Annotated in this window: 23 protein-coding genes; 15 read left to right on the forward strand and 8 right to left on the reverse strand. The window is 40.7% G+C overall.

The features are described 5' to 3' along the window. Positions 1 to 73 precede the first annotated feature (73 nt). The gene (locus BTO08_RS02660; RefSeq protein ID WP_105059784.1) at positions 74 to 535 is read right to left on the reverse strand and encodes a YjiG family protein; all 462 of its coding nucleotides are present in this window, start codon (positions 533 to 535) and stop codon (positions 74 to 76) included. Continuing rightward, positions 535 to 1266 carry a nucleoside recognition domain-containing protein gene (locus tag BTO08_RS02665; RefSeq protein ID WP_105059785.1) on the reverse strand — a complete coding sequence of 244 codons (732 nt, stop codon included), beginning with the start codon at positions 1264 to 1266 and terminating at the stop codon, positions 535 to 537. The genes BTO08_RS02660 and BTO08_RS02665 overlap by 1 nt, the downstream gene beginning before the upstream one ends. Positions 1267 to 1753: 487 nt before the next feature. On the opposite strand from BTO08_RS02665, the gene urtA reads away from it, so the two are divergent. The 13 genes from urtA to ureG all read left to right on the forward strand — a co-directional run bounded on the left by urtA (position 1754) and on the right by ureG (position 12812). Beyond that, positions 1754 to 3037 carry an urea ABC transporter substrate-binding protein gene (gene urtA / locus BTO08_RS02670; protein WP_105059786.1) on the forward strand — a complete coding sequence of 428 codons (1284 nt, stop codon included), beginning with the start codon at positions 1754 to 1756 and terminating at the stop codon, positions 3035 to 3037. Positions 3038 to 3087: 50 nt separating this feature from the next. Further along, positions 3088 to 4704, forward strand: coding sequence for an urea ABC transporter permease subunit UrtB (gene urtB / locus BTO08_RS02675; protein ID WP_105059787.1), 1617 nt, complete (start codon positions 3088 to 3090; stop codon positions 4702 to 4704). Positions 4705 to 4721: 17 nt separating this feature from the next. Beyond that, a complete protein-coding gene (gene urtC / locus BTO08_RS02680; protein WP_105059788.1) occupies positions 4722 to 5882 on the forward strand; it encodes an urea ABC transporter permease subunit UrtC in 1161 nt (386 codons plus the stop codon). Further along, positions 5879 to 6730 (forward strand): urea ABC transporter ATP-binding protein UrtD, encoded by an 852-nt coding sequence (urtD, locus tag BTO08_RS02685; RefSeq protein WP_105059789.1) that lies wholly within the window; start codon positions 5879 to 5881, stop codon positions 6728 to 6730. Before urtC ends, urtD begins: the two co-directional genes overlap by 4 nt. A 2-nt stretch (positions 6731 to 6732) precedes the next feature. Next, positions 6733 to 7428, forward strand: a complete 696-nt coding sequence (urtE, locus tag BTO08_RS02690) for an urea ABC transporter ATP-binding subunit UrtE (RefSeq protein ID WP_105059790.1) — start codon at positions 6733 to 6735, stop codon at positions 7426 to 7428. Next, positions 7425 to 8300, forward strand: coding sequence for an urease accessory protein UreD (locus BTO08_RS02695; RefSeq protein ID WP_105059791.1), 876 nt, complete (start codon positions 7425 to 7427; stop codon positions 8298 to 8300). Before urtE ends, BTO08_RS02695 begins: the two co-directional genes overlap by 4 nt. A gap of 23 nt (positions 8301 to 8323) precedes the next feature. Next, positions 8324 to 8626 carry an urease subunit gamma gene (ureA, locus tag BTO08_RS02700; RefSeq protein WP_105059792.1) on the forward strand — a complete coding sequence of 101 codons (303 nt, stop codon included), beginning with the start codon at positions 8324 to 8326 and terminating at the stop codon, positions 8624 to 8626. 6 nt (positions 8627 to 8632) lie between these two features. Beyond that, the gene (locus BTO08_RS02705) at positions 8633 to 8968 is read left to right on the forward strand and encodes an urease subunit beta (RefSeq protein ID WP_105059793.1); all 336 of its coding nucleotides are present in this window, start codon (positions 8633 to 8635) and stop codon (positions 8966 to 8968) included. 17 nt (positions 8969 to 8985) lie between these two features. Next, the gene (gene ureC / locus BTO08_RS02710) at positions 8986 to 10689 is read left to right on the forward strand and encodes an urease subunit alpha (protein ID WP_105059794.1); all 1704 of its coding nucleotides are present in this window, start codon (positions 8986 to 8988) and stop codon (positions 10687 to 10689) included. A 103-nt stretch (positions 10690 to 10792) separates the two neighbouring features. Then, entirely contained in the window at positions 10793 to 11239 is a 447-nt protein-coding gene (gene ureE / locus BTO08_RS02715) for an urease accessory protein UreE (protein WP_105059795.1), read from the forward strand. Positions 11240 to 11268: 29 nt separating this feature from the next. Next, a complete protein-coding gene (locus tag BTO08_RS02720; RefSeq protein ID WP_105059796.1) occupies positions 11269 to 11475 on the forward strand; it encodes a hypothetical protein in 207 nt (68 codons plus the stop codon). Then, the gene (locus tag BTO08_RS02725) at positions 11462 to 12169 is read left to right on the forward strand and encodes an urease accessory protein UreF (protein WP_105059797.1); all 708 of its coding nucleotides are present in this window, start codon (positions 11462 to 11464) and stop codon (positions 12167 to 12169) included. The genes BTO08_RS02720 and BTO08_RS02725 overlap by 14 nt, the downstream gene beginning before the upstream one ends. A gap of 16 nt (positions 12170 to 12185) precedes the next feature. After that, positions 12186 to 12812, forward strand: coding sequence for an urease accessory protein UreG (gene ureG / locus BTO08_RS02730; RefSeq protein WP_105061297.1), 627 nt, complete (start codon positions 12186 to 12188; stop codon positions 12810 to 12812). A 71-nt stretch (positions 12813 to 12883) separates the two neighbouring features. Here ureG and nhaC read toward each other — a convergent pair whose 3' ends face one another. Further along, positions 12884 to 14335: a Na+/H+ antiporter NhaC gene (nhaC, locus tag BTO08_RS02735; protein ID WP_105059798.1), complete on the reverse strand. Its 1452-nt coding sequence runs from the start codon at positions 14333 to 14335 to the stop codon at positions 12884 to 12886. A gap of 707 nt (positions 14336 to 15042) precedes the next feature. On the opposite strand from nhaC, the gene asd reads away from it, so the two are divergent. Continuing rightward, on the forward strand, positions 15043 to 16161 hold the full coding sequence (asd, locus tag BTO08_RS02740) for an aspartate-semialdehyde dehydrogenase (RefSeq protein ID WP_005368890.1): 1119 nt from the start codon (positions 15043 to 15045) through the stop codon (positions 16159 to 16161). A 67-nt stretch (positions 16162 to 16228) separates the two neighbouring features. On the opposite strand, the gene BTO08_RS02745 is transcribed toward asd, so the two are convergent. The 3 genes from BTO08_RS02745 to sodB form a co-directional block, all read right to left on the reverse strand. Beyond that, complete coding sequence (locus BTO08_RS02745; protein ID WP_105059799.1) at positions 16229 to 19327, reverse strand: efflux RND transporter permease subunit; 3099 nt, start codon at positions 19325 to 19327, stop codon at positions 16229 to 16231. Further along, complete coding sequence (locus BTO08_RS02750) at positions 19314 to 20471, reverse strand: efflux RND transporter periplasmic adaptor subunit (protein WP_105059800.1); 1158 nt, start codon at positions 20469 to 20471, stop codon at positions 19314 to 19316. Before BTO08_RS02750 ends, BTO08_RS02745 begins: the two co-directional genes overlap by 14 nt. A 215-nt stretch (positions 20472 to 20686) precedes the next feature. Next, the gene (sodB, locus tag BTO08_RS02755) at positions 20687 to 21277 is read right to left on the reverse strand and encodes a superoxide dismutase [Fe] (protein WP_045083328.1); all 591 of its coding nucleotides are present in this window, start codon (positions 21275 to 21277) and stop codon (positions 20687 to 20689) included. Positions 21278 to 21605: 328 nt separating this feature from the next. On the opposite strand from sodB, the gene BTO08_RS02760 reads away from it, so the two are divergent. Beyond that, the gene (locus BTO08_RS02760; protein WP_006646537.1) at positions 21606 to 21944 is read left to right on the forward strand and encodes a Grx4 family monothiol glutaredoxin; all 339 of its coding nucleotides are present in this window, start codon (positions 21606 to 21608) and stop codon (positions 21942 to 21944) included. Between the two features lie 98 nt (positions 21945 to 22042). Here the strand turns inward: BTO08_RS02760 and BTO08_RS02765 are convergent, their stop codons facing one another. Together BTO08_RS02765 and BTO08_RS02770 are read right to left on the reverse strand one after the other, a co-directional pair. Beyond that, a complete protein-coding gene (locus tag BTO08_RS02765) occupies positions 22043 to 23365 on the reverse strand; it encodes a Na+/H+ antiporter family protein (RefSeq protein ID WP_105059801.1) in 1323 nt (440 codons plus the stop codon). Positions 23366 to 23646: 281 nt separating this feature from the next. Next, the gene (locus tag BTO08_RS02770; protein ID WP_105059802.1) at positions 23647 to 26055 is read right to left on the reverse strand and encodes a VolA/Pla-1 family phospholipase; all 2409 of its coding nucleotides are present in this window, start codon (positions 26053 to 26055) and stop codon (positions 23647 to 23649) included. Positions 26056 to 26067: the final 12 nt, after the last annotated feature.

The raw sequence follows: 26067 nt of genomic DNA on the forward strand, positions 1-26067 counted from the left end.
ATCAAAAAAGTGGTGTTCGCTTGTGATGAAAAGCATTTGCCGTGAGCAAGTACTCACGGCAACTAGAAAGGGCTTATACCAAGATGTTCATCACGAACATGGCAGCAAAAGCATTTAGTACAGAAATCGCAATCATTACAGGAATGTAGCGACCTTCAGTACCGATAGGACCCATGATGCGGCCCATGTACTGTACTTGTGAACCCATTAGGTAGATAGCAGGCGCTAAAATTGCGATGTGTTCGCCAGTTAAAATGCCTTGGTCAAACAGTGTAATAACAACACCCACACCACCGCCCATCGACATCCACGAACCAATTAATACTGCAGCAGCTTCACCGGGTAAACCAAAAACAGCCATAACAGGTGAGAATAATGTCCCCATCATTTCTAATGCCCCCGTAATTTGGAGAGCTTTGATTATCACAAAGGCCATTAATACGTTAGGTACCGTTGAGGTAGTTGCAATCACCCAGCCTTTTTTAGCACCTTCAACGAAGATATCTGTCACCATCGGTTTTTTAGCGGTAGTCATTATGCGTTCTCCTGACTGATCACATTATTCTGGTTGTTTTTATCTTCTTTACCTTCGGTGATATTGAGGTACACACGGAAAATATTGGCACCGACAAATTTGAAGATAAACATGATGGCAACGGCAAGACCAATGGACGAACCCACTGCTAATTCACCGCTTGCAGTTGTGAGGGTGAAAAGTACTGCGCCAGATGAGAAGAAGTTAACAATTGCCGCACCAGCAGAAAACTGGAACATAGTAAAGACATCGGTTTCACGCTTGGTGAGGTGTCCTTCATCGCGAAGTTGACGTGTCATTGCCGCACCAGCATCGGTACTTTGTAATGAAGCAATAAGTGCTAAACCAGAGTTACCAGGGATACCCATTAAAGGACGTAATAATGGCGTTAATAGTTTACGAGCGGCATCTAAAGCGCCGTAGTGCTCAAGTACGTTAATCATCCCCAGTGCGAACATTACGGTTGGGATTAAGGTTAGTGCGAAAATAAAGCCATCACGCGCACCGCTTCCGCCTTTACCACGTAATGAGGTTGATGCGGTTTCAACCCCTTCTGCTGTATCGTTAACAGCGTAAACAACATTACCAAATGAACCATTTAGTGTTGTGAAGTCAAGTACGCCGTACCATTCATTTGATTGCATGGCGCCGGAAAAGAAAACGAAAGCAAAGGCGAGGGCAAGGTAGCTGCCAACCGTAACTTTACGGCCTTCAGTTGCATTATTGCTCATAGTTATAAATCCTTTATAGGAGAACAAAAAATGTAATATCGATAATATTTCGATAATCATTCCGCAATGAACGCGATTTCGATTTTCTGATGGCGTTAAATATTGCGTTAGTCGTATTGTGGTTAAAAATGCGAGACGGTTCTTGATTAAGATCAAGGGGCATATTCGTAATGTAATATTGCTAAATATGATTTTTCGTATTTGTGATTTCACGCATTATTAATGTTTTATGATTAATAATGACAAGATATAAAGCCGTTACGTCACGATGTGTTAGTAAGGAAAAAGGTATGAGTATGTACCTTTCTATGCACGTTTTTAGTGAATAAAAATAATAACCGCACTAATAGTGTGCATATAAATAAAGATATCAATAATCCAGTTAAAATATTCCCTATTGGAATCATCAGCTTGTGTTCTATTTTTAAAAATAGGGAATTGGTACGTTTCTTGGAAAATATAAAATGTTTATTACAAGGAGCAAATCATGAAGAAGAAGCTGTTAAATCTTACTGCATTATCCGTTCTAACGTTATTCTCTCAACCATTATGGGCTGCTGAAGACACTATTAAGGTCGGCGTACTTCATTCATTATCAGGTACGATGGCAATCAGTGAAACTACATTAAAAGATACCGTCTTAATGCTGGTGGATGAACAAAACAAAAAAGGAGGTTTGTTAGGTAAAAAATTAGAAGCAGTGGTGGTCGATCCTGCATCTAATTGGCCGCTATTTGCGGAAAAAGCCCGAGAGTTAATTGAAAAAGAAAAAGTCGATGTGGTATTTGGTGGGTGGACCTCCGTATCACGCAAATCGATGTTACCGGTGTTTGAAGAGTTTAACAGTATCTTATTTTATCCCGTCCAATATGAAGGGGAAGAGTCATCAAAAAATGTCTTTTATACTGGCGCAGCACCTAATCAACAAGCCGTGCCTGCCGTCAATTACCTAATGAATGAATTGGATGTCGAGCGTTGGGTATTAGCTGGCACCGATTATGTTTATCCGCGTACGACGAATAAAATCCTTGAAGCGTATTTGAAAAGTAAAGGTGTGAAAGCAGAAGATATTATGATCAGTTATACCCCGTTTGGGCATTCTGATTGGCAGTCTATTGTCTCTGATATCAAGAAATTTGGCGCGGAAGGTAAAAAAACAGCGGTCATATCGACCATTAACGGTGATGCAAATGTTCCCTTTTATAAAGAGCTAGGTGCGCAAGGTGTGAGCTCTGATGATATTCCTGTTATTGCATTTTCTGTTGGTGAAGAAGAACTGTCAGGTATGGATACCTCACCACTCGTTGGACATCTAGCGGCTTGGAACTATTTCATGAGCGTTGATACAGCTAAGAATAGTGAGTTTATTGAAAAGTGGCAGAAGTTTATTAAAAACAAAGCGCGGGTAACGAATGATCCAATGGAAGCCCATTACATTGGTTTTAATATGTGGGTGCAAGCTGTAACTAATGCCGGAACGACCGATCCTGAAGCAGTGCAAGATGCGTTAATTGGTACATCTGTGCCTAATTTATCCGGTGGTTATTCAACGATGTTACCTAACCACCATATTACTAAACCGGTATTAATTGGAGAGATCCAAGATGATGGACAGTTTGAAGTGGTATGGGAAACAGCAGGGTTAGTTAACGGTGATGCATGGTCGAATTATCTACCTGGGTCGCGCGATCTGTATTCTAGCTGGAGCAAGCCTTTCTCATGCGGCAGTTATAATGTTATCGATAAAAAATGTGCTGGTAGCACTCATTAATAGCATTGGTTAAGCCCCGAGGAAAAGGGGCTTTTTCTCTTTATTCAGGGATGCTCATTATGCTGCTTCGAGTGATCATGTTTATAGTTATGATGATGTCTATAACAACGTCATCAGTGTGGGGTTCTACAATTGATTCCTATTCATCATTGGTATCGATATTAACGATGAAAAAAACGCCACCTAATATAAAGGCAATAGAATGGTTGGCAAATAATGATAATAAAGTCCGCAGTGAGCAAATACTCACAGCTTGGTTAAATGGAGAATTATATTTAAATAAGACATCTAAGAAGTTAGTTGTTATTAATGACTTTAAATTAGGTATGAGTGCTAGACCGATAATAAATACCCAAAATATTATTATTGATAATAAGAGGGATTTTAAAAAAATACGGGTGAATAATAAATTACGTAAAGAAATTAATACTCAACTTGCATTATTAGGATTATCGAGTATTAGTGAGCAGCAGCGGTATCAATCAGTATTGTCATTATTAGGAAAGCTAACGCCTGAACGCTATATTAAAATAAAAGCGTTATATGAGATAGAGACCAAAAATAAAGTAAAAAAAATCGCGTTATTGGCAATAGAAAACTACCAAGCACAACATGCAGTAGGGCAACGACAACGGGATGCGATTGATCAAATTAGCCAATATAAAAATCCTATAGTTTTTCAAACGCTTAGTAAATTGCAGACGCAGACATTAGCACCAGCGACAGCACTTGCCGTCCAGCATGGGCTTGATAGCTACAAGCAACAGCAACGCTTATATGCAGGTATAGAAACGGTCTTTTTTGGCTTAAGTTTAGGCTCAGTTTTAGTGCTCGCTGGGATTGGTCTGGCGATCACCTTTGGTGTGATGGGCGTGATTAATATGGCGCACGGTGAGTTAATCATGATTGGCGCATATACCACATATGTGATGCAGCAATTGTTACCGCATCATATTGCTATCGCTTTATTATTATCGATCCCTGCGGCGTTTATTGTCTCTGGTCTGGTTGGGATCATTATAGAACGGCTTGTGATTCGTCATTTATATGGACGAGCTCTAGAAACATTACTCGCAACATTTGGTATCAGCTTGATCTTACAGCAAGCGGTACGAAGTGTATTCTCACCGTTAAATCGTTCGGTTAGTACGCCTGAATTTATGTCTGGTGCTTTTAGTATTAACCCAATGCTAATGATCACTTATAACCGACTGTATATTTTACTGTTTTGCTTCGCTGTATTTGTTGCGTTGTTATTGGTACTAAGAAAAACCTCGCTTGGATTGCAAGTTCGCGCAGTATCGCAAAACCGTTCAATGGCTAAAGCAATGGGGATACGCTCTGAGCGGGTTGATGCATTAACCTTTGGTTTAGGTTCGGGTGTTGCCGGTATTGCAGGTGTTGCGCTATCACAATTGACCAATGTCGGCCCTAACATGGGACAAAGCTATATTATCGATTCATTTATGGTGGTTGTTTTTGGTGGCGTCGGAAATATTTGGGGAACATTGGTGGCTGGATTAAGTTTAGGGATCTTTAATAAAGTATTAGAGCCTTGGGCTGGTGCGGTATTAGCAAAAATATTTATTCTTATCTTTATTATTTTATTTATTCAAAAACGTCCTAAAGGATTATTTCCTCAACGAGGTCGAGTATCAGAAGGTTAATTAGCTAAGGAGCTGCTATGAACCGTCAATCATTATTAGATAAAAGGTCGTTTTTAAGTCAAGATCGTGGTGGGAAAATAATATTATCAATATTGTTCTCGATCTTATTATTTATTCCTCTTTGTAATTTATGGCTGCCTGAATCTCATCCGTTATATATAGAAACGTTTACCGTTTCTTTATTGGGTAAATATTTGAGTTTTGCCTTATTGGCATTAGCGGTTGATTTAGTATGGGGATATTTAGGGATATTAAGTTTGGGTCATGGTGCTTTTTTTGCACTCGGCGGTTATGCCATGGGCATGTATTTAATGCGTCAAATTGGTGAGCGTGGGGTATATGGACATCCTGTGTTACCTGATTTTATGGTTTTCCTTAATTGGTCTGAATTACCGTGGTTTTGGTATGGCTTTGATTCGTTTCTTTTTGCTTGCTTGATGATTTTGCTTGTTCCCGGTTTATTGGCGTATGTCTTTGGTTCGTTAGCATTTCGCTCGCGTGTTTCTGGGGTGTATCTATCCATCATGACCCAAGCATTAACCTATGCATTAATGCTTGCTTTCTTCCGTAATGAGATGGGATTTGGTGGTAATAATGGCTTAACCGATTTTAAAGATATTTTAGGTTTTAGCCTGCAAAGTGACATGACCAAAGTGATGTTATTTGCAGCGACAACCACAGCATTAATCTTGGCGTATTGTTTATGTCGCTATGTGATTAATAGCCGTCTTGGACGCGTGGCGATGGCCATTCGTGACACCGAGCAACGTACCCGGTTTATGGGCTATGACGTTGATAATATTAAGCTGTGGTTATTTATTTTATCAGCAGTGCTTGCGGGGATTGCTGGTGCTTTATATGTACCACAAGTTGGGATCATTAACCCCGGTGAGTTCTCGCCATTAAACTCGATTGAAATTGTCGTGTGGGTTGCGCTTGGGGGCAGAGCAACCTTATTTGGTGCCATTGCGGGGGCATTACTTGTCAATTATGCCAAAAGCTGGTTTACGGTTGAGTTACCTGAAGTGTGGTTATTTGCCCTAGGGGCGCTGTTTGTCTTATCGACATTGTATTTACCTAAAGGCGTAATTGGCGTTTGCTCTACGCCAGCATTGCGTCGTTTTCGCTTACCCACATTTAGCCATATTAAGCGCTATTTCATGGAGGCAAAATCATGAGTGCGTTATCCAAAATATTGCCGTTAAGTTCAACGTTTCAAGCGCTGACTGAACGTGAAAAAGTGTTTCGGTTTATGCAAACCCAACAACACCCTTTAGTCAATACCAGCCATAATATCTTGTTGTATTTAGAAGGAGTGAATAAATCATTTGATGGCTTTAAAGCGATTGATGATCTGAATTTGTACATTAAAGAAGGGGAATTACGCTGCATTATTGGGCCAAATGGCGCAGGGAAAACCACCATGATGGACATTATTACGGGGAAGACTAAACCAGATTCTGGGCAAGTTTGGTTAGGCTCATCACTTAATTTATTGAGGATGTCTGAAGCGGATATCGCTAATGCCGGTATTGGACGTAAGTTTCAAAAGCCAACTGTTATTGAGTGTTTATCAGTCTGGCATAACCTTGAGCTTGCTATGTCCGGTGAGCGGAAAGTATGGCAACTGTTACGTGCAACATTAAATGGTGAGCAACGTGATACGTTGGAGTCGGTACTTACATTGATTAACCTACATAATGAGAAAGACTCTCTTGCTGGCAACCTTTCTCATGGTCAGAAGCAGTGGTTAGAGATCGGTATGTTGTTAATGCAGAGCCCCAAATTACTGTTGGTGGATGAACCCGTTGCAGGCATGACACATCAAGAAATGGATCGTACTGCTGAGTTGTTAAATAGCCTTGCCGGAAAGCATTCTGTGGTGGTGGTTGAACACGATATGGATTTTGTTCGTTCAATTGCCAGTCATGTAACGGTTATGCATCAAGGTGGTATTTTAGCAGAAGGCACAATGGCACAAGTACAAGCCGATCCTGAAGTTATTCAAGTCTATTTGGGGGAATGAATATGCTAAATGTCACTGGTGTTAATCAATTTTATGGTGAAAGCCATACGTTGTGGGATGTGAACCTACATGTTCCAAAAGGGCAATGTACCGTACTTATGGGGCGCAATGGTGTAGGGAAAACTACCTTACTGGAATGTATTATGGGGTTATTACCGATAAAGCAGGGAGCGATTTCACTCAATACCCGTGATATCTCGAAAGCTAAAGCCGAAGAGCGCCCTTATTTAGGGGTGGGTTATGTGCCCCAAGGTCGACAAATTTTTCCCATGCTCACAGTGCTAGAGAACTTATCTGTTGGTTTGCCTGTACGCGATAAGGCAAATCGGACTATTCCTGATTATATCTACCAACTTTTTCCTGTTTTACACCAAATGCGTCATCGTTACGGCGGGGATTTATCGGGTGGACAGCAGCAACAACTTGCGATTGCCAGAGCGCTAGTTGTTGATCCTCAATTACTTATCTTAGATGAGCCAACCGAAGGTATTCAGCCAAATATTGTGCAAGAAATTGGCGATATTATCCAAAAACTAAATATCGATTTTGGCTTAACTGTTTTATTGGTTGAACAAAAATTGCCTTTCGCCCGTCGAGTTGGTGATCATTTTTGTTTATTGGATCGTGGGAGAAATGTTGCTAATGGCGCAATGAAAGATTTAGAGCAAGGGCTAATTACGGAGTATCTGACTGTATGAGTGATCCTTCTTTTATCATAGATAATGATAACCCGTTTTCACATCGCGGTTGGCAAGCTAAGTTGTCATTAGGCTTCGCTGTTAAAAATAATAAAACAGTATTAGCGCATCGACAACAATATGGTCCACTGGCTGTTCAACGACCGTTTTATCCTGAAAAAAATATCTGTCATACCTATCTATTACATCCTCCTGGTGGTGTTGTCGGGGGCGATACATTGACCATTCATACTAATGTAGATAACTATGCTCATGCATTAGTTACCACCCCTGGCGCAACAAAATTTTATCGCTCAGCGGAGCAATGGGCAGAACAAACGCAATGCCTGACGGTATCCGATGGCGGAATTTTAGAGTGGTTACCACAAGAAAATATCTTTTTTAATGATGCCAAAGTGAAGCTAAACAGCACAATTATATTGGCTGAAACTGCTCGATTTATGGGATGGGAAATGCACTGTTTTGGACGACCTGCACTGAATGAGGGCTTTGATAACGGCAGTTTAATGGGGAAGACGGAAATACAAATAGCAGGTGAAAAAATATTAATTGAGCGACTCGCCTTAGAGGGGGAGGATTGTCCTTTTTATATCAATGGGTTACGGGGGTTTAGTTTATCGTCAAGTTTATATATAACCAATAAAGATCCTATCGTATTCGAAATGGTACAAGTGTTGCTAAATAATATATGCAAAAAGTATCACTTATTTGATTTAGTAATAGGTGTTACTCAGTTAGAGGGATTGATGGTAATTAGAGCCCTCGCTAATTGGAGCGAAACAATATTATCTGTGTTTGTCGAAATTTGGCAATTAGTACGGCAACAGTGGTTTCACGAAATACCAGCGAAGCCAAGAATTTGGGCAACTTAACGGTTAGGGATAAGGAGTGAAGGATGGAACTCTCCCCACGAGAAAAAGATAAATTACTACTTTATTGCGCAGCATTATTGGCAAAAGATCGTTTAAAACGTGGGATCAAATTGAATTATCCAGAATCTATCGCCTTTATTAGTGCTGAAATCATGGAAGGTGCTAGAGAAGGGAAGACGGTTGCAGAGTTAATGGATTATGGTCGCACATTGCTGAAATCGGCAGATGTTATGGAAGGAATAGCGTCAATGATCCCTGATGTGCAAGTAGAAGCGACATTTCCTGACGGAACAAAGCTTGTGACGATTCACGAACCGATTGTATGAGGGATTATGGCGAAAATTGAGCAAACCGAACCGCCTCTAATACCCGGTGAAATCATGGTGGCTAAAGGTGATATCACTATTAATGCTGATCGAAAGACAACACAAGTGGTTGTGATGAATGTCGGTGACCGGCCTATTCAAATCGGTTCCCATTACCACTTTTATGAAGTAAATGATGCTCTGGTGTTTGAACGAGAGGCATGTCGGGGGTATAGACCTAACATTCCGGCAGGAACAGCAATACGTTTTGAACCAGGACAAAAGCGTACCATTGAGCTGGTGGAGTATTCAGGTAAACGTCAGGTTTTTGGTTTTCAAGGGAAAATTATGGGTGAGTTATAACCTGTTAAGGATGAAGAATGGCATCTATCCCAAGGCAAGCGTACGCAGAAATGTTTGGTCCTACCGTTGGAGATAAAGTCAGACTTGCAGATACCGAGTTATGGTTGTCAGTTGAAAAGGATTATACCGTCTATGGTGATGAGGTAAAATTTGGCGGGGGTAAAGTCATCCGTGATGGTATGGGGCAAGGGCAAGCTTCAACGTTTGATACGCCAAATCTGGTGATCACGAATGCGATTATTTTAGATTATTGGGGCATTGTAAAAGCAGATGTCGCGGTAAAAAACGGACGGATCAGTGCAATAGGTAAAGCAGGAAATCCTGATATTCAGCCCGAAGTGACAATTGCGATAGGAGCTGGAACGGAAATTATTGCTGGTGAAGGCAATATATTAACGGCTGGAGGGATTGATTCCCATATTCACTTTATTTGCCCACAACAAATTGAAGAAGCACTAGCCTCAGGGATCACCACCATGATCGGAGGAGGAACAGGACCTGCAACAGGGACGAATGCGACAACCTGTACACCGGGAAGTTGGAATATCCATCGCATGTTGCAGTCGTTAGATCATTTTCCCATGAATTTCGGCTTACTTGGTAAAGGTAATTGTAGTCAGCCTCGCCCATTACAAGAACAAGTTGCCGCAGGTGTCGTAGGCTTAAAACTGCATGAAGATTGGGGTACCACACCAGCATCAATTGATACCTGTTTAACGGTTGCTGATGCGATGGATGTGCAAGTTGCGATCCATACCGACACCTTAAATGAATCTGGCTTTGTTGAATCCACGTTGGCAGCAATAGGCGATCGGGTTATTCACACCTATCATACGGAAGGGGCAGGTGGTGGACATGCACCTGATATTATTCGGGCTTGTGGTGAGCATAACGTCCTTCCATCCTCTACTAATCCGACCCGACCTTATACGATTAATACCGTTGATGAACATCTCGACATGTTAATGGTTTGCCATCACTTATCTCCCTCTATTGCAGAAGATGTTGCGTTTGCAGAGTCTCGAATTCGTCGAGAAACCATTGCATCTGAAGATATCTTGCATGATCTCGGTGCGTTTTCGATGATTGCTTCAGATTCACAAGCAATGGGACGAGTAGGAGAAGTGATCCTCAGAACGTGGCAAACGGCCCATAAAATGAAAGTACAACGTGGCTCACTACCGGAAGATAGCCAAGATAACGATAACTTTCGCTTAAAACGTTATATTGCAAAATATACTATCAACCCTGCTATTACTCATGGGATGTCACATGAAGTGGGATCGATTGAAAAAGGCAAACTTGCCGATTTAGTGCTGTGGAAGCCCGCTTTTTTTGGCGTTAAACCGAGTTTAATTATTAAAGGTGGGATGATTGCAATGGCACCCATGGGCGATCCGAATGGCTCGATCCCGACGCCTCAACCTGTGCATTATCGCCCGATGTTTGGTCACTTTGGCGAGGCTGCGAAACAAACCTCTATGTTATTTCTATCGCAGCAAGCGCAAAAAGAAGGCGTTGCTGAACAGCTTGGATTAGGCAGCCTGATTGGTGTTGTAAAGCAATGCCGAACGATCGGAAAAAGTGATATGAAGCTTAATAGCTGGCAACCAACGATTGAAGTCGACTCTCAAACTTATCAAGTACGCGCTAATGGTGAATTGCTAACTTGTGAACCCGTATCTGAATTACCGATGGCACAACGATACTTTTTATTTTAACTGCATTTACTTCAACGTTATTTGTTTTAAATAACGTGATAAGTCGAAGTAAATAATTAAGTAATCGAAGCTACGGAAGCTAAAAAATGACGGAGGGATACCAATGATAGAGCTGATAGCAATAAAAACAGATAGCATCAATCCACCCCAGACGTATTTAAGTTTACCCATAGAAAGTCGGATAAAAAGTCGATTAAAAGTATATTTAGACGATGGACGGGAAGCAGGATTATTTTTACCTCGTGGTCATATATTAAGAGGAGGAGAACAGTTGGTAAGCCGCTGTGGTATTACCGTTGAGATAAAAGCAGCGCCTGAAAAAGTCTCAACAGTCTATTGTGGTGATGGATTAAAACTTATGAAGATTGCTTACCACTTAGGAAACCGACATGTTCCATTACAGATATCTCATCTCTGGTTACGTTATCAACATGATCATGTGTTAGATGAAATGGTAAAAGGACTTGGTGGTGATGTGATGTGCGATTGCGAACCTTTTGAGCCTGAGAGCGGTGCTTATGGCGGATCTTCTAGTAGCCACCATCATTAATTATTTATAACTCTATAAGGATATGCGTTATGAAATTCTATTTGCTGTTAATACTAAGTTTATTTTCGTCATCTTCTGTGTGGGCTCATGCGGGGCATCAAACAGAAAATTCAACTCACCATTTATTGCAGTCAGCATTGTTTCATCCAACACAGTGGCTTGATTTACTTTCGTTATCGATTTGTTTTGCACTCTTCACTGTTATCGTTTTGGTTGCAGTGTATGCAAAAAAGTAATCTCGATGCTAGTCAGGTTATAACGCCAATAGCGCAATATCGATTATATCAATTGATGAGTCCGTCATTGCCAATCGGTGGCTTTACTTATTCACAAGGGATGGAATGGGCGGTTGAGGCGAAATGGATTGAGGATGTAAAAGCATTAGTATCATGGTTAGTAACCATTGTTGAACAAAGTATGGCAACGCTTGAGTTACCAATTTTACGACGTTATTACCAAGCAATTAAAGTTCATGATTTTAAAAGCATAACGACATGGAGTGAGTATTTATACGCGTGCCGTGAAACAAAAGAATTACGTGCTGAAGAGCAGCAACGTGGTCGTGCGCTATTTACATTATTAGCCCAATTAAATGTACCGACACATGGTGTTGAGCATATAAACGCGCTAAATCAAAACCAGTTATTAGGGTTTGTCTTGGCAGCACATCATTGGAATATTCCATGTATACCATTATCTCAAGGATATTTATGGAGTTGGGCTGAGAATATGGTGATGGCTGGCGTTAAGCTTGTTCCTCTTGGGCAAACGGCGGGGCAACAAGCATTAATACAATTAGTTGAACATTTTCCATCTGCGATAGAGCGCTCAGCACAGATTTCTGATCTTAATATTGGTAGCTATATGCCTGCTTTATCTCTCGCAAGTAGCCGTCACGAAACGCAATATACTCGCTTATTTCGCTCATAAAAGGATTGTTATGATGATGACAGAATATAAACAACCGTTACGTATTGGTGTCGGTGGTCCTGTTGGCTCTGGAAAAACAGCTTTGCTTGAAGTGTTATGTAAAGCGATTCGTAACAAGTTGAATATTGCGGTTGTTACTAATGATATTTATACCCAAGAAGACGCCAAAATCTTAACGCGTGCAGAAGCATTAGCGCCCGATAGGATTATTGGTGTCGAAACTGGGGGGTGCCCACATACCGCTATACGTGAAGATGCATCGATGAATCTTGCGGCGGTTGATGAGTTAGCAAGACGACATAAAAATTTAGATATTGTTTTTGTTGAAAGCGGTGGCGATAACTTAAGTGCAACGTTTAGTCCTGAACTGGCTGACTTAACCATTTATGTAATAGATGTTGCTGAAGGAGAAAAAATACCCAGAAAAGGAGGCCCTGGCATCACCCGTTCAGATCTATTGGTGATTAATAAAATTGATTTAGCACCATATGTTGGTGCGTCATTGGAGGTGATGGAGCAAGATACTCAAAGAATGAGACCAACCAAACCTTTTGTATTTACCAATCTAAAGCAAGCGGAGGGACTCGAGGTTATTATTGATTTTATTGTAACGGAAGGAATGGTTGAACTACGAAATGAATAATATGTATAGAAACAAATAAGCCCCATTATTTGGCTAATATAATGGGGCTTATTCTTTATGCTTAATAAATATTATGAAGTTAACTGTTTAACAGCAAGTGCTTCTTCTTCATCATCTTGTGCTAATTGGGCTTCTGATGCTGGTGGACAGCGATCCACAAACCATCCCATGAATGAACAGACAATTGTTACGATAATACAAACGAAGCTTAACCACATAAATGGTGCGTATGAGAACGTAGCAACACCTAAAATGCTTGCCATATAAATACCGTTATCACTCCACGGCACCATACCTGAGGTCAACGTACCACCAAACTCAGCGTTACGAGAAAGGTTCTTACGTTGATAGCCTAGACGGTCGTAATTTTTTGCACAAATTTTAGGAGTTAGGATCAGTGATACATACATCGCAGAGCCAAATACGTTACCAAGGAAAGCAGTAGCAATAGTGGAAACGGATAGGCTACCTGCAGAATTCACACGCTTTTCAAATAGACGAGCAATAGTTTGCAGTACACCGACTTTATCTAATAGACCACCAAAACCAAGACCGAAGATGATCACGGCAACAGAGCCAAGCATCGACGACATACCACCACGGTTTAGGATCGCATCAATAAATTCAACACCAGAGCTAATAGAAAATGGTGCCCATGCAGTATTAAAGGCAACTAAAGGATCCATACCTTGGATCATTACCGCCCAAATAATACCCAATAGAGAACCTAGCGTAATAACAGGGAATGATGGTAAGCGTAAAGCCAGTAATACCAAGACAATAGCCACAGGGATAAAAGACAATGGTGAGATAACAAATTGCTTATCCATTGCTTGAATCACAGAATCTACTTGAGACATGTCGACGTTACCGGCGTAGTGGTAGCCCACAACAGTAAACATAATACCAGTGATCACATAACTGATTAATGCGATCGGTAACATGCCTTTAATGTGCTCCATAATTTCTACGTTAGACATAGAAGATGCAAGGATCACAGAGTCTGAAAGTGGTGACATTTTATCACCGAAGTAACAGCCAGAAAGAACAGCACCAGCGGTCATAGGCGCGGGAATACCTAGACCTTGGCCTATACCCATCATAGCGATACCAGCCGTACCTGCGGCACCCCAAGAAGTACCGGTTGCTAACGCTGTTAATGAACAAATGATCATTGTTGCTAGCAAGAAAATGGATGGGTGGATGGCTTTTAGACCGTAATAAATAATGGTTGGAACAATACCACCTGCAATCCAAGTACCCACAAGCGCACCAACTGCAAGCAGAATTAATACGGCACCAAGACCGTTCGCAATACCTTTTGTTGCGGCTTTTTCTAATGACTTGTAATCATGACCTAGTTTTATACCTAGTCCGATAATGATGAACCAGCCGATGTAGAGTGCTAGCTGAATAGGCAAATTTAACTTAGCGGTAAATGAGAATGCTAGTGCAAGGAAAATACCGAGAGCAACAAGAACTTGCATCAACGAGGGTAGTTTCACGACAGTCTGTTTTTCCATACTTCTAACCTTGTTTATCGTACCTGTAAATGAGCTGTTAGCCCAAAGTCAGTAATTAATATTTCTATACTGGTTAATAAATCACGTGCATCACAGCTTGTAACAAAGTTGGCTACTCTAGCAGGTGGTTCTAAAACCGCGATAAATAATGTTTCTTTATGTGACCTGAGTCTTTTGCTTTAAAAGATAGGCAAAAGCACTGCTTTTTTTGTATTTATTTTGTTAAAAAATGGTTTTTATTTTGTGTTTGTATATTGGTTTTATTGTTCTGGTTATTTGTTTCAAAACATAATGATAACGTTGTAATTAGTTTATAAAACTAAAATTCTCTTAATTAATGAATAATATATCTAATAAAAATCGATTGGAGAGACTATCAGGATAGCTGGGTATTTTCAAAGATATGTGTTTGATTGAATTATATGGACTTGATTGTTTAATTCCATATTTGAGGCTAAAAGTACACGTTAAGTATCGCTTTTTAAGCCTTTTTGCTGCTTTATTCTTCTTTGTTGTTGCATTTTTGAGCTTATAAAAATAACTAATACCAGTGATAAGAAATTCAAATATCGATAAATTAACAAAGATTGTTACTCTTTTTTACGATAGTATTTTTAAGTAGATATTAAAATTATGCTTGTTTTTAAGCCGTTAAATCTCTATAGATGGAAACAGCAGTTAAATTACGACAGGGAGTGTAGTAGCAAATGATGAAAGTAGGTTTAGTTGGTTGGCGTGGTATGGTCGGTTCTGTACTGATGCAACGTATGGTCGAAGAGGGCGATTTTAAACTGATTGACCCTGTATTCTATTCAACCTCTCAGATTGGTATTCCAGCGCCTAATTTAGGTAAAGATGCTGGCATGCTGCAAGATGCTTTTGATTTAGAAAGCTTAAAAAAACTTGATGCCATTATTACCTGTCAAGGTGGCGGTTATACTGAAAAAGTGTATCCAGCATTACGACAAGCTGGTTGGAAAGGTTACTGGATTGATGCGGCATCAACATTACGTATGAAGCCAGAATCAATTATTACACTTGATCCTGTTAACTTTGATCAAATTCAGCAAGGTATTCACAATGGTACCAATACCTATGTTGGTGGTAACTGTACTGTTAGCTTGATGCTGATGGCTGTTGGTGGCCTATATAAAGCTGGACTTGTTGAGTGGATGACGTCACAAACGTATCAAGCAGCCTCTGGTGCTGGTGCTAAGAACATGCGTGAGTTGATCAGCCAAATGGGTGTGATTAACGATTCAGTGACAAGCGAGCTTGCGAATCCATCAACATCAATTCTTGATATTGACCGTAAGGTTGCAGATACATTACGTTCAAGCGATTTTCCATCACAAGAGTTTGGTGCGCCATTAGCCGGTTCTCTGATCCCTTGGATTGATGTGAAGCGTGAAAATGGTCAAAGCAAAGAAGAGTGGAAAGCGTCTGTTGAAACGAACAAAATTCTTGGCTTAGAGGATTCTCCAATCCCAATCGATGGTACTTGTGTACGTATTGGTGCGATGCGCTGTCACAGCCAAGCACTAACATTGAAGCTGAAGAAAAATGTACCGTTAGATGAAATCGAAGAAATTATTGCATCGCATAACGATTGGGTAAAAGTTATCCCGAATGATCGTGATGTAACAGTGCAAGAGCTAAGCCCAGCTAAAGTAACGGGCACACTATCGGTACCTGTAGGTCGTCTACGTAAACTCGCGATGGGTGATGATTACCTGAACGCCTTTACTGTTGGTGATCAGCTACTATGGGGTGCTGCTGAGCCACTTCGTCGTACGTTACGTATTATCTTGTCTGAAAAAGCATAATATTAGTCAGTTGATAATAAAAAACGCCTGCAGTGATGCAGGCGTTTTTGTTTATAGTGACTTTAATTTAGTGTTGTTTACGTTGACGTAAACCACGACCACCTAAAATAGTTTTGAGTACGTCTTTTTCTCTTAATTTACTCATCCCTACATAAGCGACTGGAACGAGAAATAGCGAGAAAAATGTGCCAGCGGTTAATCCACCCACTAATACCAAGCCAATATTTACGCGACCTAATGAGCCAGGACCTGATGCAAACGCCAACGGTAGGGCACCTAAAATCATGGTCAATGATGTCATTAAAATTGGACGTAAACGTGAGCGAGCACTATGGATTGCAGCATCAATGGCAGTTTTACCATGCTTACGTTGCTCATTGGCAAATTCAACCAGCAAGATACCGTGTTTAGTGACCAATCCGACCAAGGTTAATAAGCCTATTTGTGAGTAAATATTGAGGCTTTGCCCAAAGACCCAGAGGGTCAATACAGCGCCTACAATACACAAAGGTACGGTAAGAAGGATGATCAGTGGATCAACGAAACTTTCAAATTGCGCAGCTAAGATCAGATAGATGAAAATTAGCGCCATTAAAAATAACGTTTGTGTACCATCCTGTGAGTCCATTAACTCTTTAACCACACCGTCGTAGGCATAGCTCTGCGAGTCATCAAGTAGCTCAGGTACATTTTCATCAATGTAATCACGTACATCACCTGCGGTATAACCTGGCATTAATGTCGCTGTGATCTCAGCACTATTTTGTCCCATATAAGTCTTAAAACTGGACTCAGATGTTACTGCTTTAATTGAAACGAACTCAGACAAAGGAATATTCTGCCCCGATTCTGACGCCACATAAAGTTTATCAATAATATCGAAGTTACCCAGATCTTTACGGTTTACTTGAACACGAATAGGGTAGGTGTAACCATCATCAGCCTGTAAGTTTGCCGCTTTCAATGAGCCAAGGAAGGTCGATAGTGCATTGGTTACATCGGTATAAGCAACGCCTGACAAGATGATTGCGTTACGGTCAATACGTAAGTCATATCGGAGTTGATCTCGAAGTAATGAGCTTTTAACGCGAGTTAAGCCTTTATACTCACTTAACTTTTTAACAATGCGGTTAGCGGTGTCATTAAGCTTCGTATTATCTCGATTAACGGTCTTAAGCTGCAGTTTTAAATTGGTTGCTGCATTTAGACCATCAGCAGAGCGCACACTAAATGACATACTGTATGCAGACAGAGTGCTTGCTGCTTTTTCAGTCAGTTCAGAAACGATCTCATCTGCTGGTTTAGTACGTTTACCCCAAGGTTCGAGTAAAATATGATTGGATGGTGTTGCTTCGATATAAGATAAATTCGCAGCAATATCTTTGTTATCTTCCATAACCGTATTTAGCTCAGAGTTATGCTTAATATGATAACGACGACCGACACCTGTCGGTGCTTCTGAACTACCATCAATGAAGCCAGTATCTTCTGTCGGCAACAATACTTGTGGCATAGACCATACTGCGACACCAGATAGGGCAATGAGCGCAAGTGCTATCCCACCCATCAATGCTTTTCGATCAAACCATTTAGAGAGTTGTTTCGTGTAACCTAGTGATAGCTTGTGAATCTGCTTATCAATTGCAGCGAACCATTTAGGTTGTTGTGCTACCGGTTTAATTAAATAAGCACACATCATAGGGGAAAGTGTTAGAGCAACCATACCTGAGATGATCACTGATGCTGCAAGGGTAAAAGCAAATTGGCGGAACAGATCAGCTGTCATACCTGACATTAAACCAATAGGCAGGTAAACGGCTGCAAGGGTCATTGTCATTGCTATTACTGGGAAGATAATTTCATTACTCCCCTTAATGGCAGCATTAAGCGGTGTTTCACCTTCTTCTATATAGCGATAACAATTTTCAACCACTACGATAGCATCATCAACCACAAGGCCGATCGCAAGGATAATGGCTAAAATAGTCAGTACATTAATGCTGAAACCAAGAAATGACATTACTGCAAAAACACCAATAATACATACTGGGATAGTGATAATTGGGATTGATGCAATACGCAGTGAGCCAAGGAAAAGTACCACAATTACTGATACTAAAACGATAGCTTCAAAGAGGGTATGGAAGCCTTGGTCAATAGATTCTTGAATGAAATCTGCTTGGTTATAGACCATCTTCATTTCTAAGCCATCTGGCAAGTGTTGTTGCATTTTTGCGATTTCAGCTTTTACACGTGCGGCAACATCAACAGGGTTCTCACTCTTAAGTGGCAGCACCTGTAGTGACATAGCAGTTTCACCATTCACTTTAAGTTTGCTCGGGGTCAGGCTGTTTTCACCCATTTTGACATCAGCAACATCTTTAATACGGATGATGTTGCCATCATCGACTCGGATAACGAGATCTTGTACATCTTTAACACTGGTTACTTGAGTCACTGGGTTAATTTGGAAATTACGTGCTTCCCCAACGATCTGACCAACCGTAAATGATGAACTGTATGCGCTAAGTGTTGTAACAATATCAGCAGGTTTAACATTGAGTGCCATCATACGATTTGGGTTAAGCCAAACACGGACAGCTTTAGCTGCACCACCATACGGTCCATATACCCCACCGACACCTTGAATATGTCTAAACTGCGGTTTGATTTGTTGACCAATAAAGTCGTACATCTCTTGCGAGCTCATTGTCCCTTTATTGATGAAGGTAATAATGTTACTGGCTGAGCCCTTATCACCTGAATCATCGGTAACCGTCGGTTTATCAACCATACTTGGTGGAAAATCAACGATGGCTTCAATGCTACTACGTAACTTATTCATTAAGTTTGCATATTCAACATCAGTAATACCATCGCTAAACTTTACATTTAATGTGCATTTACCTTGGGTACAGTCAGTCGTCATATTATCAACGCTTTCTAACCCTGTGGCGGCATTAATTAAATGTGTTGCGACATTTCGCGACATAAAGTCAGCACTGGCACCATCAATATTGGCGGTAACCGTTGCTTTGGGGGTGTTGTGTTCTGGGAAATATTGAATTGCAAGCTTTTGAAAAGAAAACAAACCAATAAGAATAATTGCAATACTTATAACTGAAGCAAAAACAGGATGTTTAATACAGACTTCAGGTAGCTTCATGATTCGGCTCCGTTACTGTTTTGTCATCTTTTTTTGCAGCAGTGGCAGGATCGGTGGTTTTCTTTTTCTTTTCTTGTGCTGGCGCATCAGCTGTTGGTGCTTGAGTCTTGATGATATTTACTAAAGTTTCATCATCGATTTTTTGATGACCAGTGACAACAACAATGTCATCTACCTTTAAGCCTTTTTCAACAATTACATAGCCATTATTAAGGTTGTTACCTAAAGTTAGGTAACGCTTAGTAGCAATGTTGTTTTTATCGACAACCCAAACATAGCGATCTTCATTGTGGGCAAGAATGGCGTTTTGTGGCGCAATAATACGATTTGTTCGACCGTTTACCATTTGGCTTACTTGGGCAAACATACCTGGGGCCAAAATATGGTTGGGGTTTTCGATACGAGCATGAATAGCCACACGCCCCGTATTTTTATTAACGGCTGGTGCAACGTAATCAACAATGCCGTTAAATGTCATATCTTTGTATGCTTCTACAGTAACCGTAATTGGCTGACCCTTTACAGCCTTTCCTAAATCGTTTTGGCTAATGGTGTAGGAGACTTCAACAGGGTTGAGGTTATAAATACTTACTAGAGGTGTCGCTGCATCAATAATACTTCCTGCTGATTTAGTGAAGTTGGTCAGTTCACCATCAAAAGGAGCGGTAATGGCATAATCTTTTAAAATAGCTTGTTGTTGTCGATAATCAGCAGCAGCAAGGTTAGCGGCATCTTGAAGCTCTTCAAAATCTTGTTTAGATAATGCGCCGGGTTGCTTTTTATTTAGCTCGATAACACGTTTAACTTTATTTCTTGCGGTTGTTAATGAGCTTGCTGCTTTATCAAGATCAGCTTTGGCTTTACTGCTATCTAATTTTGCAATTAGTTGACCTTTTTTTACCACATCACCATCTTTGAAATTGATAGCGACAAGCTTACCTGGAGCACTGAATGTGAGCTCTGCAAAATCAATCGCATTAATTTTTCCCACTTCATTTAATGTGGCAACAAATTCTTTGGTAGAAATAGGCTCGACAGTGACAGGAATTGCTTGTTTTTTTTCATTATCATTAGCTAAAGCATAAGTACTTGAAGCTAAAGTTATAATAGTGAGTAGTAGCGGAAATGATTTTTTATAGTGCACGTCATTTAACTCTTATGGGGGATAAGGGTGTCGGTGTGCAGTAAGCGTATAATAAATACGCAATTATAATGTCAGTGAATGGTTAGCTGGGGTTAGTCATTGTCAGGGTTATGTTATTTTTAAGCGTTTGTTAGGTATCATTCAATTTGATATTAAAAAAAACCGTGAATATTGATAAATATTCACGGTTTCTCATTAAGTCACTTAATCTGTAATTATGCTGCTAGGTTTTTAGCAACGAAATCCCAGTTAACTAGTGCCCAGAATGCGTCCATGTAGCTTGGACGTAGGTTACGGTAGTCAATGTAGTAAGCATGTTCCCACAGATCAACTGTTAGAAGAGGAGTCATTTTAAGACCTTCTTCAGCGATAGGGCAACCTGCGTTAGAAGTGTTCACGATTTCTAATGAACCATCTTCCATTTTAACTAACCAAGTCCAAGAAGAACCGAAGTTGTTGATTGCAGACTCTGTGAATTTTGCTTTGAAATCAGCAAAAGAACCGAATGCTTTTACGATAGCATCAGCTACTTCACCTGTTGGTTCACCGCCAGCATTAGGTGCTAGACAGTTCCAGTAGAACGTGTGGTTCCATACCTGAGCTGCATTGTTAAATACGCCGCCAGTTGAAGTTTGTACGATTTCTTCAAGTGACTTTTCAGCAAGCTCTGTACCTTCAACAAGACCGTTAAGCTTTACAACGTAAGTGTTGTGGTGCTTACCGTAGTGGTATTCAAGAGTTTCTTGAGAAATGTGTGGCTCAAGAGCGTTCATTGCGTAAGGTAGAGCTGGTAGTTCAAATGCCATTGCTCAATTCTCCATATTATTCGTTTTGTGGTGTTTACCACGACATCATTGCTTCCAGTAAGCATCAAGGCTTACTTGATTATTTTTGAATCTGACCGATTCATTTTAGCAACTTTTTTCTTTATTAAAAGACTTGGAAATAAAAAAATACCCTATACCTCGTTAATCAAAGCGTCAATGACCTTTTAAAAAACAAGGGTATTGAAACTGAGATCTGGTATTGCATCAAAAGCACTCGCTTAGTACGGGAAAATATTTTTATTGGTGACGATAACCAAGTAGAATGGTAGGGTTTAAGTAATTACTATTAAGGTTGTACGAGGAAGTTATGGAAACTATCGACAAAATTAAGCAGCAAATCGCAGAAAACCCAATTCTACTTTACATGAAAGGTTCACCTAAGCTACCGAGCTGTGGTTTTTCTTCTCAAGCTTCACAAGCACTAATGGGCTGTGGTGAAAAGTTTGCATATGTTGATATTCTACAAAACCCAGATATTCGCGCTGAACTTCCAATTTACGCGCAGTGGCCAACTTTCCCACAATTATGGGTTGATGGTGAACTTATTGGTGGTTGTGACATTATTCTTGAGATGTTCCAAAAAGGTGAGCTTCAGCCATTATTAAAAGAAGTTGCTGAACGCCGTGACGCAGCCTCTGCTGAATAATTTATTACGTCTAAACGTTATTTTAATAGTGTTTAGCTGAAAAATAAAAACCGCCAAATTGGCGGTTTTTTTGTTTATATAAATAAAAAGTCTATGGCTTATAGCACCATAGAAGCTAACCAACCAAATCCAATTAATGGCAAGTTATAGTGGATGAATGTCGGTACAACCGAATCCCAAATATGATCGTGCTGACCATCCGCATTCAAACCTGATGTTGGACCTAAGGTCGAATCTGAAGCTGGAGAGCCCGCATCACCTAATGCTGCTGCAGTACCTACTATCGCGATGGTTGCCATTGGTGAGAAACCAAAAGATAGACAAAGCGGTACATAAATCGTGGCTAGAATTGGAATGGTTGAGAACGAAGAACCGATCCCCATGGTTACTAATAAACCCACAACCAGCATTAGCAGTGAAGCAAGAGGTTTGTTATTACCAATCACAGCTTCAAGGGAATTTACTAAGGTTTCTACGCCGCCTGTTGCTTTCATTACCGCAGCAAAACCTGCTGCTGCAATCATAATAAAGCCGATCATCGCCATCATATGAACACCTTTGGTGAACACATCATGGGTTTCTTTCCACTTAATGACGCCCGTGAAAGTAAACACCATAAAGCCAACAAGGCCACCGATGATCATCGAACCACTATATAATTGTGCGCCTAGTGCGGCAAAAATAGCGGCAACAGCGACATAGACGTGACGCATGTCGATTTCTTTTTTCTCTGGCTCACTGGCAAGGATCTTTTCAACGGAATACTCACGTGGTTTACGGTAACTGATAAAAATAGACACCAATAAACCAAATAACATGCCACAAGCAGGTAAAAGCATTGCTACGGGTACTTGGCTAGCTAATACATCTAAGCCGTTATCATGTAAGTTTTTAAGTAAGATGTTATTTAAGAAAATACCGCCAAAACCAATAGGTAACACCATATAAGGGGTGACTAAACCAAAGGTTAATACACAAGCGATTAAACGACGGTCTAATTTTAGTTTGGCAAAAACATGCAGTAGCGGCGGTATTACAATTGGGATGAAAGCAATATGTACCGGAATAACGTTCTGAGAAGAAATGGCAAGTAAGACTAGAATGATAAGAACGCTATATTTGACGCCCGTTGCAGCCGCGGCATTATTATGGCCGCTAATGCGCTTGATCACTTTTTGCGCCAGTACATCAGTGATACCTGAACGGGAGATTGCAACGGCAAACGTACCGAGCATGGCATAACTAAGCGCTGTGGTTGCACCGCCACCAAGACCACCTTCAAAGGCTGATACCGCATCAGTGAGAGACATTCCACCAATAAGGCCGCCAACAATGGCACTAAAGGTTAGCGCGACCACCACATTCACTCGCATTAACGCGAGTATCAGCATGATACATACCGCTATAACTACAGGGTTCATAAAGCTTTGATCCATCCGTTTTATTGGGTAATTGTGAACTACACGAGTTTGACTGTTTCAAAGTGAGTACATAATCACAGAAATAGAGGGGTGAAATAACACCGTTTTTACCAGTTTGCTTAATTTTTTGCACATGTCGAGGACAAAATGTGTTTTGAAGCACATTTTATTGAGGTTGTATGATTTTAAATCACTTAAAAGGATGTTTTTGATTGGATTATTAGGCAATAAAAAGGCTAGCAGAATGCTAGCCTTTGAGCGGTATTGATTAGTTATGTGATTTAAGGTGCTGCGTTTAATACATTTGTATCCGTTATGGTTAATGTTTTGCCATCACCATTAATAAATGAATGCATTTCTGATTGCATTTCACTTGTTACAGCAGCATCTGATGATGGATCGAGTAATGATGAATGACTTCCTGCGTTAAATAACACCGCATTCTTCACTAGTGTGCCATTAATCGATGCGGTTGTTGGTGCCAATTGCATCGTTTTGAGTAGAGGTGTAGTACCTGTAAACGGTGAATAAGGAACAGGGATTTCAGTACCCGTTACTGTTGTTCCTGGTGGTGTGAGATTAGGGATAGTTTGATCATTTTGTACTTGGGTTAGGTAAACAGAAGCAGTGCTTGGTACTAATAACGAATGGTTAATAGGATCGACACTATCAAGCACTGTTTGTGCGGCATAAGCAAACTGTGTAAATGAGTCATAAATTGTGCTTAGCGTTGCTAATGAGGTTTCACTACCATCACTAATTAATCCCGCTTCATAACCTTGATAACAAAGTGGTATCGGCGTATCACCACATTGGTTTTTAAAGTCAGCATTTGAACTTGCTAAAATATTCCCTTTGATGAGATTGCCAAAACTTCCTGAATTTAATAGTAAGTAAGGGATCTCAGCGCCAGGGTTTGCAAGTGCAAATTGATCAATCGCGAAGAGTTGATCTGCGGCGTCGTTGCCTGTTGGACGATTTGTCACATTTGCTACATTAATCCCAGTCATTGCACCTAATGAGTGACCAGTAAAGTTAACCTTTGCCTGAGGGTTTAGCATTGCTAGTGCGCCTAGGTTTGCCAGTTGATCTGGTGCCGTTTGTGCCAAAGTACCTATTTGTACAAATAAACGTGTAATTGATGCTTTTAGGTTGATCACATCAATCGTACTTTGACGTAAATTATCACGGGCAACCGTTAGTGCACCAAGGTTTAAATAAATAGATGGGTTGTCCGCTGCGGTCACGCCACCTATACCTCTATCACCATGCAATGGAAGGTTAATCGCAAAGATCGCACGACATTGATCGCCTATGATAGTGTCAGCAAGTGCTGATTGAGTTAGGGTATCTTTACTACTTGTCACTCCATGTTGGTAAATGGTAACGCTGTTAGATAAAGGAGTTTTACAGCTAGGATTGTTAGGTAGTACTAATGTGTACTCGATTGAAGCGATTGAGCGCAGTTTAGGCACTGGGCTATAACGAGTGATCAGCCTTGCTTCATCTAACTGCTTACCATCAGGTAAGAGAATTTCAGCGCCAGTTAACGCAGTTAATACGCGTTGTTGTGCTGCGGGATCTGTTGCTACATTAGCAAAGTCTGTTGGATCGATATTTAGCTCTGCAATTTTTGTTTGAACGGCAAGCTTTTCGGCATCGGTACCATTTGCTAGTACGTATTGAATTTTAGCAAGGCTCGGCATACCACTTTGCCAAGGCGTATTTAAGAATTTATCTGGCTGCATATCTAGGAAATAGGGAAGGTGAATCGTACCTGTGAATATCTCACCCAAACCAACGAGTGTATTTCCTTTAGACGTTGGTCGATCAATATTAAAGAGGGTGCTATCTAAGGTAGTTGTATCAATACTGCTGTCGATTGCCGTGCCTTTCCATATATCAGACGGCTTACTATTTATCGCTAATGCTGTTGCGGATTTTGCTGCAAAAAGCACATCACCAACAGAGGCTGTGGTAAACCATGATGAGAAAATAATGCTGTCTTTATCAACCCCAACTTGCGCAAAAGCAGCTTCGGTTGCTTGGGTCACTGCCTGAGCTGGAAGTAAGGCTGGAGAGGGTGGTGTTGCCGTCGATTTTAATGTGGCGTATGAACCACTTGTACCGACAGGATTATTTTTATCATCTTTTAGTGTATTAGTGACAGCAAACATATAATTGCTAGCAGGATCTAAGGGCTTAAGTAAGACTGCTGTTAATGTGTCACCAGAGGCTTGAACAAGATAATCTTGCCCCTCAACCAGCTTTATAGGCGCAGTGCTATCTGAGGTGTCAGTAGGATCGCCTGATTTTATCAGGTAGAAACTTCCAGCCGCACTGTCTGGGTTTAATGGATTACCTTTAAAGTTGACAAGGATCGGTTGGCTGGTACTCCAACCATCCGTAGCTCCCATAGCCACTACTGGATTAGATATATCAGTAGGATCATCAACGGTACTCTCAATGCTGAGTGTGCCATCTTCTTGATCCATCGCTAAATAGGTCGGCGTTACAATAATTGGCGAACTTGGGTTTGAGATAATATCAAAGTTTACTTTTGTTTCTGCATTTAGGCTGTCAGCAGTATCGGGATCAATCGTAGGGGCGCCCGTTGTTTTGCTGTCGCCACCACATCCGGTTAGTCCCAAGCTAGCAGCTATAATGATCGATAAAAAATGCTTGTTCATAGTATTCCTTAC

It is taken from the genome of Photobacterium angustum, assembly GCF_002954615.1.
Taxonomy (GTDB): Bacteria; Pseudomonadota; Gammaproteobacteria; order Enterobacterales; family Vibrionaceae; genus Photobacterium; species Photobacterium angustum_A.